Genomic DNA, 10,592 nt, shown 5'->3' with positions numbered 1-10,592 from the left:
CGCACCTGTTGACCGGGGACTTCCCGCTTCGCACCTTCAACCCCAACAGTTAAAACCCGTAAAAGCGCTGGAAGGAACATATAACTATATTTATTTGTGAGTTCCACACCTCACTTAAGTACAGGCAGACCTGCCTACCTGAGGGAGCTTGATGGCGTTCTTTGTTAATACCAGAAAGAAGATTTCACGGTTCTTGAAGGCGTTCTTCAGGAAGCGGACCAGTCGCATCGGGATCTACGGTCCTCCCAATGCCGGCAAAACGACGCTTGCAAACCGTATTGTACGTGACTGGGTTGGCGATGCGGTTGGGCCGGTCAGTGAGATTCCTCATGAAACCAGGCGCGTGCGGCGGAAAGAAAATATAACCATCACCGGACAGAATGGTAGTTCCATCACCTTCGATATCGTCGATACTCCGGGTGTGACGACCAAGATAGACTACAACGAGTTCATGGAGTATGGTCTTGAGAAGGATGAAGCGATCAAGCGGGCGCGGGAGGCTACCGAGGGTGTGGCCGAGGCGATGCACTGGCTCCGTGAGGATATCGACGGTGTCATATATGTGCTTGACGCCACACAGGACCCCTTCCAGCAGGTGAACATCATGCTTGTCGGGATAATCGAGAGTCGGAAACTGCCTGTGTTGATCGTCGCGAACAAGACCGATCTCCCGGATGCATCACCCGCGCGGATCAAGAGTGCGTTTCCCCAGCACCCTGTGGTCCCTATATCCAGTCTTGAGGGTACCAACATGGAAGAACTCTATGAGAAGATGGCGGACTACTTCGGGTGATGGGTAATGATGCAGGGTGTACAGATAGACCTGATATCGGCAGAGCGCCTTGACAAACTCACCATGATGGAGAAGATCCACCTGATCCTGGACGAGGTGATGGAGGGGAACATCGTTGTCCTGGAGAAGGGTCTTGCGCCTGAGGAGCAGAGCAAACTCATAGAGGTCACGATGCGTGAGATATCGCCGGATGGGTTTGCCGGGATAGAGATGGAGACCTATCCTGTTAAGGAGGCACAGGGTGGGTTTCTGGGAAAACTCTTTGGTGGGAGACGCCCTGAGACCCGTTTGACGGTGATCGGGCCTGCCAACCAGCTCAAGACGCTCAGGAAGGATAAGGATCTCATCAGTGCCTGGGTTTCGTCGTCGAGGTGAAAGGCAACTTGCAGGTGGGATATGCCTCATAAGTGTACTCAATGCGGGCGAGAGTTTGAGGACGGTTCGACAAAGATACTGAAGGGGTGCCCTAGTTGCGGCGGAAAGAAGTTCCTCTACATCCGCGAGGTTGAAAGGCACGAGGATGTGCTGAAGGAGAAGACGCCGGCAGAGATAGCCAGGGAGAAGGGCGAGGAGGTTCTTGAGGTCAGGGGGGACCGGCAGAAGAAGGAGGTCGAGGTCTATGATCGGATCGAGAGCATCCGTATCCTTGGCCCCGGGTCATACGAGTTGAATATCGAGAAACTGGCCACGTCAGGGGAGGTTGTCCTCGGGCTGGAAAAGGAAGGAAAATACGTTGTGGATATCCTTTCTATGGCCAAAAAGAAGAAGTAGTCCGATATCAGTGAGATCAAATTTCCACATATTTGCCGGATTGTTGAACCTCAGGATCGGGGTTTGAATAAGCCAGTATATTATATTTAGCGAGTGTATCGCCCTGATCCGTTTGGTGGTTGTGGTTTTAGCCCAACTTATAAATACCATTAGTCCCTCTGAATCTATAGAAGATAACCCGGCACTCGATGACCGATCCAGGAGCGACAATTTCCTGCATGAGTTCGATGGTACGTTTGTAGCAGCCTTTGGGTGGATCGCAGCCTCGCGACCCCTGCTCTCGTGCATTCTGTCCCCGATCGTTTCAGGCTACGTTCTGCATTGGAGAGTGTCATTCAAGGAGGTGTATTATGACTGCAAAGTCTGATCTTCAAAACTCGACCGGGAGCACCAGGAACCCGATCTACATCACATCGCTTGATGGTGTTCCTGGTATCAGCCCGGAGGAACGTGCCCGTCTTGCGGAGGTGACGGATGTCTTTGCGTTCCGTTCAAACGGCTACTACCTCTCGCTGATAGACTGGGATGACCCGGCGGATCCTATCCGCAGGCTGGTCATACCGACGATTGAGGAGCTTGAGCCCTGGGGCCGGCTCGATCCCTCGTCGGAGCAAAGTTACACCCGGGTGCCGGGGCTGCAGCACAAGTACCGGGAGACCGCTCTACTGCTGGTAAGCGATCTCTGCGGCGGGTTCTGCCGCTACTGTTTCAGGAAGCGTCTCTTCATCGAGGATGCGCGTGAGGTGAACAGGGATGTCTCGGCGGGGATTGCCTACATCAGTGAGCATCCCGAGATCACCAACGTTCTCTTGAGCGGCGGCGATCCGCTGATCCTGGAGACGGGTAAACTCCGGGAGATCGTCCGTCAGGTCCGTGAGATCGATCATGTGCAGATCATACGGATCGGGACGAAGATGCCGGCATACAATCCTTACAGGATCATCAACGATCCGGCGTTGCTTGACATGATCCGCGATTACAGTCTGGAGGATAAGCGGATCTACATCATGGCTCAGTTCAACCATCCACGGGAACTGACCGACGCGGCATGTCAGGCGGTCGCCCTCCTGAAGGAGGCAGGGGCGGTCATCATGAACCAGACGCCCCTGATCCGCGGGATCAACGACGACCCTGAGGTTCTTGCCGATCTCTTCGACAGACTCTCGTTTGTCGGGATTGTCCCCTACTACGTCTTCCAGTGCCGCCCGACGGTCGGGAACCGGCCGTTTGCTGTGCCGGTGGAGGAGTCTTACCGGATATTTGAGCGAGCACGGTCGCTCTGTTCGGGGCTTGCGAAGCAGGCCAGGTTTGTGATGTCGCACGCGACCGGAAAGATTGAGGTTCTGGGGAAGACGGACGACTACACCTACTTCAAGTATAACCAGGCGGCAAATCCGGAGGATATCGGGCGGTTCATGGTCTATAAGAGCAACCCGGCGGCCTACTGGTTTGATGACTACACCGAACTTGTGGACGAAGGAAGGGTTAGAGAGCCGGAAGACCTGATGTAGGCCTCCATGGCCAAATTGCCCCGGTCCGGGCTCTCTTTTTGACACGGCACCCGGGAACCACTGCCGCTGATCGCGATTAGCCTCCTCCAGAACTACCTGGATCTTCAGACTTATTTTGCCGTTAGATCCGCACTTCACGGCTCAAAGATTGCTCTCCTTGCAAAACTACACACACTCTGAGGCCTGATATTAGACCCCGGTAGTTTAAAACCGTGAAAAATGTTTATTATCTGCGTTGTTGGCGGGCAATTGCCAGAAACACATGGGAGGCTCTGGAGAAGACCCATGCACGGCCTTACAGGGTGGTGGGGGTGGTCGGCGAATACTTTTCCGGGTAACACGTCAAGACAGGGGAAGGGGCGCTCCGCCCCCTCCCTGTCAACCCTACCCCCCGGCGGGGGTGATTCTCCATGGATACCGTGTCCGGGAGGAGGCGCGAAGCGGCCTGGAGGTGGGGGTGTTCTCCATCCAGGGAAGAAAGTGTCTGTGTGACACGATGAGACAAGGGGCGATTCTCCATGGATACACTGCTCTGCAGGTATCTCTACTGGTATCAACACAACTCCATCCCGAGATCCTGTTTCTGCCCCTCGCCCCCGAGGGGGTGGAGAAAGGGAACCTTTGCTTTATGTGGAGTTGCTGAACCGTGGTGCTCCGGGAGCAGAACATCTGCCGCAATGCCCGGGTAGGTTATGGTAAGGTCTCGCAAAATGTGTTTAAACAGTCTATTTACGAGAATTGTGCAACTATCTCTGAATAATTGTAAAAATACCGCTGTTATGAGTGTACTTCTGGTAGGGGTGACCATTACACCTGGCGTTAACCAGAAGACGAAGACTCAGAAGGTGGCTGAATGGTGGAATCTGGAGGAGGTTGACCGCTATTCTGCCTATCGCTCTGGACTCGTGTCTCCTTTGGGGTAGAACACCCACCATCCGGTGGCTTTCTGTGCCTCTTATCGCCGTCTGCGATGAGGGGGTGCTAAAAATGGAGGGTTAGAGGGGGTAGTCTGCGGGGTCGGTGATGAAGTCGCTTAGGTTCCGGAAGGTGACCGTCGTTCCACCACTGGTGACGAAGAACCCGTCGCGGGCTATGACAACGCCTTCAAGTGATGCGCCGTTGAAGGTCACCTTCCCCTTCGGGGCGATGAAGACACCGGTTACGCCGCTTCCCCCAAGTCCCGTGATGGTGATATCGCCGTCGTATGCGACGATGATCACGTTGTTTGCGTCGGGTTGCCAGGACGTAGAGGAGTAAGACGGGGCAAATACTTTCATGTTGCTCGTCAGGGTTCCGCCCTGGATGTATCCTCTCTCCGTGTACCAGGCCTGGGGTTTTGTTGGGGGGATCTCCCAGTCCGGCATCTCGAATCCGGGCACGGTTGCCTGGTGGATGCACTTTGCAAGGATCGTCTGATTGTAATTAGCGGGTGCTGTCAGTGTACCGGTGTAGTAGATCCGGGCATTGTCCGCGAGCCAGGGTGTCCAGCCAAGTGTGAGGTTACCGTTGACGTAGACGTTCCCGTGGATCCTGGCGTCTTTCAGGTCGAAGTCCCCGTTGACGTAGACGTTCCCGTAGACGTTCCTGGCTCCTCCCCATAGCCTGAGGTCGCCGTTGACGTAGATGGATCCGGGGTTTTGTGCCGACCCGAGGCTGGCGCCTCCGCCATCGAGGTTAACATCGCCGCCGATGTAGAGGTTCGAGACGGCTATGGTTGCTCCACCATTGAGGTCGTTGGTCGTCAGCCCGCCGAGGATTACTGCAGTTGCGCCGGGTCCGTTGATGGTGCTACCTCCGAATTTGAGGGTGTTGCCGTAGATGAAGACGTTCTCGTCTATGATGAAGTCAAGGGAGCCCGGCGTGACATTGATATAATTCACTTTTGTATGGCTGGCCGTGTTATTCTGAGCGTTTGTTACGCTCAGGCTGACGGTATACGTGCCCGCGGCCGTGTATGTGTGCACCGGGTTCTGTGCCGTGGATGTGTTGCCGTCACCGAAGTTCCATGACCAGGATACAGGCCCTCCCGTGGAGGTGTCGGTGAACGCGACCGCAAGCGGAGCCTGACCGCTGGTGATGTTGGCGGTGAAGTTTGCCACCAGGGTAGTCGGTGTGGGTGTTGGTGTGGGTGTTCCTGTTACGGTGGGTGTTGGCGTCGGTGTTCCTGTTACGGTGGGTGTTGGCGTCGGTGTTCCTGTTACGGTGGGTGTGGGTGTAGTTGTTCCTGGTACCTGTCCCTTCCAGCCTTCGGAGACGTGGAGCAGGTATTCTCCACCGGACAGGTCTGAGTAGACCATCATAACCTCTGCTTTTTGCGTCCCTTCTGCTGCGTCAGCGGGGTGGGGTGGGGTGTAGGTGAGGATATCCCCTATGCTCCAGTTGGCCCAGTTCTCTTCTCCATCACCTTTTTGGAACGCCCGCTTATCCTGCACCACTGTCCCGTTATCGACGTAGATCTGGAGTTGATCACGGGGTATCGTCTCCCCGCCAAGGTGGCGGATGGCGACGCTACCGTTTTTGGAGTAGTTGACGTCAATGGTGACCGATGGGAGGACAGGAGCAGGCTGCTGGGAGAAGAGGGCTACGGCAAGGGCTCCAATGCCGAGGGCGATGACCGCTATGAGGAGGACCGCAGCCAGGGGTTCGGCGACTCCCCCCTCGTTCTCCATCGTGTTTGGTTTGTTTAATCGCGTCATCTCTGGTACGTCGTCCCCCCTGTAGTCATCAGGTGTAGCCTGCTATGCTATCCACCATTCCGAGGAAGTAGTTCGGATCGTTCTTCGAGATATCCAGGATCATCAGGGTCGGTTCAGCCGGCTTGATATTGGTAAGGGTGATCTGTTTGTTCCAGGTGCCACTTATGATCGGTGTGTTGTTGATGTATAACTCAGTCTGGAGACCCCCTTTGGTCGTGATGATGACCGAGGAGTTGAAACTGCTGTAACGGTAGATCCTCCCTCCCTTGATGTAATCCTTTTTATTGCCAGTCGTGTTGGTCAACTTTTGACCGTTCTTGTAGACGGTTACCCCGCTTGCAGAGATATGCCATCCCTCGTGTCCGATGGCAAAGAACCGTATAACCGAGTTATCAAGATGGATGCCCATCCGATCCCCGGCCGTGAAATTATATCTGTTTGGATTGTCGTTCTGGTTTTGGGCAATTTCTAGATACGTATTGTTATCCGAGAGGGTAAAGTTAAAGAAACCCATGCTTCCCCATACATCGTTATCGCTTTTTAGGTCCTGGGCGAGGTAGATCGAGTTGTTCTTCAGTTGTCCTACAAACTGATCGACCACCCAGGCGTTCAGTTCCTCCTCCGTGTTGAAGGTGGGGGAGGTGTAGTTACCCCCTCCACCGCCAGGTCTGGCCGGCAGATCAGGCCCGGCCGTCCCGGCAGCCCCCGAGATGGTCGCCGACTTCAGCAGGACAGCCCCGCCGCCTCCGTCGTATACGACCAGCACCTGACCCGGGGCCGAGTCCACGCTGTATTGTAGCACTTCGCCGATCGACCACGGCCAGGAGCCACCGGATAGGGTGGGTGGGTCGGCGAGGCGCGTCCCATCGGCCAGGACGTAAAATGAACCTTCTTCAAGGGGGTCTCCCCCGTTATGGGTCAGATTTACGAAGCTGTTGCTGGCTGATATGAGTATCTCGACCTGTGGTGTCTTTTCCGGCATCGGTTGCGAGTAAATCGTGACGGCGACGATCCCCACCCCCATTACGACGACGGCAAGGAGGAGAGCGATACCGACGATCTCTGAGACTGCATGCTCGTCACTTCGCACTTTGTGGCCAGTAACCGCCTGCACTGCCCTTCTACCGGTACCTTTCATCGCTCTCATCCATCCTCTCTATCAGGCCACGATCGTCTGCTGGAGTGTAACCTTAAAATTGGCCCGGATGACGTCCAGGTCTACATACTGGATCCGGGTTGGTTCAGTCCCCATTTCCGGTCTACAGATCATAAACACCTGTTTCCCCTCTCTGAAGATCCTGACCGGGCGCGCATCGTCCGCAGTCCCCCATTCAACGCCATCCCGCTCAACTGCATCGATGAAGACCTGCCTCCACGCTGCAGCAGCCTTTTCGTCATGCGCGTCCACCATAATTGTGACGTTACTTGTGTCGTTGAACGGCTCTCTGCTCACCCCCTCCCTGAGCCTCGTGTTTACTCTCGCGATTCCCTGACCCCCGATCTCATGACCGCCGGTGATCTGGATTGCGGCGATCTTTACCTTCAATCGATATTGCGGGTTATCAGTATTGCTGGTATTGACCTTGTAGACCGATATCGTGGGGGATAGCCGGGCGGTGGTGCCTGAATCCTGCTCCAGGAAGAGCCCTCCCATCTGGTAGTAGTAGCGCTGCTGTATCCAGTAGTTGTTCGAGGATTGGTAGGAAACTTCCCCCATAGGGGCCAGCGCTACCTTTTTATCGTTGTTTACCAGGATTGTAAGGTTATCCGGGGATCTGTTCACCGAGAACGTCCCGCCCGATGCGATTGGGGCCAGAACGGGGAAGAAGAGGCCGCCCCCCTGGGTGCTGCCCCCCATTGTGCCAAGGTCAAAGAGGGTGCTGAGAGTTATACCCTCCGCAGTAGTTGTGGTGTTGATGGAAACAACCCAGAGCGAGTCCAGAGCAATCTTGTAGTCCACGAACCTGTCCTTCACCTGATTCATGTGCGCGATCTCGTTCTCCCTCCCCGCTGCCGGGACTCCATAGACCTGGTATAGCGAGAGCGCTACAACGATCAGGGCAAGGAGCAGTACAAACCCGACAACTTCGGAGAGGGCGTCCTCACGGCTGGAAACCGGCATCGTCACGGTAGTTATCTTCACGAAGTATATCTAATTATTGTGATCGCGTGCGAACCCCCCCACGCCCCTCACCCCCTGCCGGGGATCGAGATAGTTTTTCCCGGGCAACCCGGGGCGGAGCGGTTTCGGGGCATCCACCATCCTACCGTCAAGCCTTTTCATCTCATGCGTCTTATACCTATTATCATCATGCCGCAGGAGTCCGGAGCATCGGTGGAAGGGCGCTACCTGAGCCCCGGCTGTGTCCTCTGCCACCAGGGAGCAAAGATGGTCCTGTTTGTCACCGGCCGGTGTCACCGTGCCTGCTGGTACTGCCCCCTATCGCGGGAACGCAAAGGAAAGGACGTTATCTTTGCAAACGAGCATCAGGTCACCTCCCCGGCCGGTGCCATCGAGGTCGCGGAGACCATGAGCGCTCTCGGAACCGGTGTCACCGGCGGAGAACCGCTGCTCGAGATCGACCGGGTTGTGGACTACTGCCGTGCACTCAAAGAGCATTTCGGGCCCGAACACCAGATCCATCTCTACACCGGTCTTGCACCCGACGAGGCCGTGCTCCGACGGTTGCAGGGGCTGGTTGACGAGATCCGGTTACACCCGCCGTTGGAGGCCTGGCCCTCCATCCTGGAGACCGATTACGCCCGTTCCGCAGGTCTTGCCAGGGAGATGGGGTTTCTTGTCGGGATCGAGGTCCCGTCCCTCCCCGGGATCGATGACCTTGCCGCCGCCCTCCCGCTCCTTGACTTCCTCAACATCAACGAACTGGAGTGGGGCGAGACCTGCGCTGCCGCCATGCGTGAACGCGGATTCGAACCCGATGACGGCGTGCACAACGCCGTGAAGGGTGCGCGGGCGTGGGCGGAGAACCTCTCCACCGACCCCAAAGTCCACTTCTGTCCCTCGGTCTTCAAAGACTCCGTCCAGCTGCGGGAACGGCTGAAACGGATCGCTTCCAACACTGCGCGTCCGTTTGATGAGGTGACAGATGACGGAACGATCGTGTACGGAGTGCTCGAACCGGATGGAGCCACCGAAGCGTTCCTCGCCTCTCTTGATGAGGATGAGTACGCAATCACTGAGGGGAGGATCGAGATGGCCTGGTGGTTGCTCCTCGAGCACGGCGCCGACCTCCCCGGAAAGAAGTATGTTGTCGAACGCTACCCCAACGGTGGAATGATCGTCGAGGTGACGCCACTCTGAGACTGCGATCAGGGATTGAACCCCTCTACGAACGATACCTTATGCGACAGGTCAGGCACATCCCTCGCCACGTTGCGGTGATCCAGGACGGAAACCGGCGGTATGCACAAAAACAGGGAGTCGACACATCGGTCGGCCACCGCCTCGGAGCGAACACCACTGAACGGCTACTCAACTGGGCAAACGATCTGGACGTGCAGCAGATAACGCTCTACACGTTTTCCACCGAGAACTTCCGGCGGGATGAAAACGAGCTTGAATCGCTCTTTACGCTCTTCAAAGAGAAGTTCTGGGCGGTACTGGATGATGAACGGGTGAAGAGGAACCGTATCCGGGTGCGGATGATCGGGGATCGCTCGCTCCTCCCCCCGGACCTCCTCGAAGCCGTCGATGCAGCCGAGGAGGCGACCCGGCACCACAGCAACTACTTCATCAACGTCGCCCTTGCCTACGGTGGCAGGAACGAGATCGTTAACGCCGCCAGGTCGATCCTGGAGGAGGTCAGGCAGGGTGTCATCGACCCGGATTCCATTGACCCCGGAACCGTCGAGCGCCACCTCAACCGCGGTGCGCTCGTCCCGCCGGTTGACCTGATCATCCGCACCGGTAACGACTACCGGACGTCCAACTTCCTCCCATGGCTTGCAAACGGCCATGAATCAGCGGTCTACTTCTGCGCTCCATACTGGCCGGCGTTTAGAAAGATCGATTTCCTGCGGGCTATACGGGTCTACGACCAGCGCATGAGGCTCAAAGAGCATACGACCGGCTGAGGTAGCGTCTACATCACCGGCCGAACCGGCGTGCCCTTGACTGAAAGTCCCGGAGCGCTCGAAGGAAATCCACCTTCCTGAGCAGTGCCCAGTTGACGTCCAGGAAGAAGAGTTCGGAGTAGACCGACTGCCAGATCAGGAAATCGGTCAGGTGATCCCCACCCGTCTTTATGACCAGGTCCGGCTCGTACCTGAAGGTGAGATAGGACTCAAGCAGCTCCTCGTTGACAGAGACCGGGTCGACCCCTTCTTCAGCCATCCGCCGGATACAGGCCGCGATCTCCTCCCGCCCGCTCTTCCCGATCGCCACCGTCACATCCATCCCCTCACCGGCAACCTCCGTTTTCTCCTGGTAGTGCAGCGTCAGGTGTGCGATCGAGGAGACCCTGCGGATCTGCGGCAGGCATCGTTCCAGTCTGGTCGGGTCAGTGGTGCTGATATGGAACGTCACGCTCTGGATCCCAAGGTCACGGCACCACTCGACGGCGTGGTAGAGGTTATCAGGTGCATCAAGCATGTCCTGCTCACTGATCATGAAGCAGATATGCTCCGGGAGGGTGCTGAGGTTATGAAGGAGGATCTTCTCGTAGAGTCGGTAGATCATGATATCCGCCGCGGCATCGTGGGGGTGCTGTAAACGTCAGTTCTGGTGCACCGACGCCCGCGCGCCCGCGCAACGCTGCAGCGCACCCTGAAAGCCTCATCTCTCCTATGAGCATCGGTTTC

General features: G+C 56.5%; 10 protein-coding genes. 6 read left to right on the top strand and 4 right to left on the bottom strand.

Going from position 1 to position 10,592, the window contains the following annotated elements:
* Nucleotides 1-151: 151 nt before the first annotated feature.
* From QMC91_RS08405 to QMC91_RS08390, 4 genes are all read left to right on the top strand, one after another.
* On the top strand, nt 152-793 hold the full coding sequence (locus tag QMC91_RS08405; RefSeq protein WP_300237639.1) for an Era-like GTP-binding protein: 642 nt from the start codon (nt 152-154) through the stop codon (nt 791-793).
* A gap of 6 nt (nt 794-799) precedes the next feature.
* Nucleotides 800-1,168, top strand: coding sequence for a DUF2073 domain-containing protein (locus tag QMC91_RS08400; protein WP_300237637.1), 369 nt, complete (start codon nt 800-802; stop codon nt 1,166-1,168).
* A 21-nt stretch (nt 1,169-1,189) separates the two neighbouring features.
* On the top strand, nt 1,190-1,564 hold the full coding sequence (locus QMC91_RS08395; RefSeq protein WP_300237635.1) for a Zn-ribbon domain-containing protein: 375 nt from the start codon (nt 1,190-1,192) through the stop codon (nt 1,562-1,564).
* A gap of 350 nt (nt 1,565-1,914) precedes the next feature.
* Entirely contained in the window at nt 1,915-3,075 is a 1,161-nt protein-coding gene (locus tag QMC91_RS08390; protein WP_300237633.1) for a KamA family radical SAM protein, read from the top strand.
* A 995-nt stretch (nt 3,076-4,070) separates the two neighbouring features.
* On the opposite strand, the gene QMC91_RS08385 is transcribed toward QMC91_RS08390, so the two are convergent.
* Genes QMC91_RS08385 through QMC91_RS08375 form a run of 3 tightly spaced genes read right to left on the bottom strand, consistent with a single transcriptional unit; the run spans nt 4,071 to nt 7,914 of the window.
* Nucleotides 4,071-5,771 carry a PKD domain-containing protein gene (locus QMC91_RS08385; protein WP_300237632.1) on the bottom strand — a complete coding sequence of 567 codons (1,701 nt, stop codon included), beginning with the start codon at nt 5,769-5,771 and terminating at the stop codon, nt 4,071-4,073.
* Nucleotides 5,772-5,799: 28 nt separating this feature from the next.
* Entirely contained in the window at nt 5,800-6,918 is a 1,119-nt protein-coding gene (locus QMC91_RS08380) for a type IV pilin N-terminal domain-containing protein (protein ID WP_300237630.1), read from the bottom strand.
* A gap of 12 nt (nt 6,919-6,930) precedes the next feature.
* Nucleotides 6,931-7,914, bottom strand: coding sequence for a hypothetical protein (locus QMC91_RS08375; RefSeq protein WP_300237628.1), 984 nt, complete (start codon nt 7,912-7,914; stop codon nt 6,931-6,933).
* 168 nt (nt 7,915-8,082) lie between these two features.
* On the opposite strand from QMC91_RS08375, the gene QMC91_RS08370 reads away from it, so the two are divergent.
* Together QMC91_RS08370 and uppS are read left to right on the top strand one after the other, a co-directional pair.
* Entirely contained in the window at nt 8,083-9,093 is a 1,011-nt protein-coding gene (locus QMC91_RS08370) for a 4Fe-4S cluster-binding domain-containing protein (protein ID WP_300237626.1), read from the top strand.
* 41 nt (nt 9,094-9,134) lie between these two features.
* On the top strand, nt 9,135-9,866 hold the full coding sequence (gene uppS, locus QMC91_RS08365; RefSeq protein WP_300237624.1) for a polyprenyl diphosphate synthase: 732 nt from the start codon (nt 9,135-9,137) through the stop codon (nt 9,864-9,866).
* 13 nt (nt 9,867-9,879) lie between these two features.
* On the opposite strand, the gene QMC91_RS08360 is transcribed toward uppS, so the two are convergent.
* Nucleotides 9,880-10,470 carry an undecaprenyl diphosphate synthase family protein gene (locus QMC91_RS08360; protein WP_300237622.1) on the bottom strand — a complete coding sequence of 197 codons (591 nt, stop codon included), beginning with the start codon at nt 10,468-10,470 and terminating at the stop codon, nt 9,880-9,882.
* Between the last annotated feature and the right edge of the window lie 122 nt (nt 10,471-10,592).

Source organism: Methanoculleus sp. (genome assembly GCF_030019085.1).
In the GTDB taxonomy this organism is placed as follows: domain Archaea; phylum Halobacteriota; class Methanomicrobia; order Methanomicrobiales; family Methanoculleaceae; genus Methanoculleus.
This window is presented reverse-complemented; position numbering and strand designations above follow the sequence as displayed.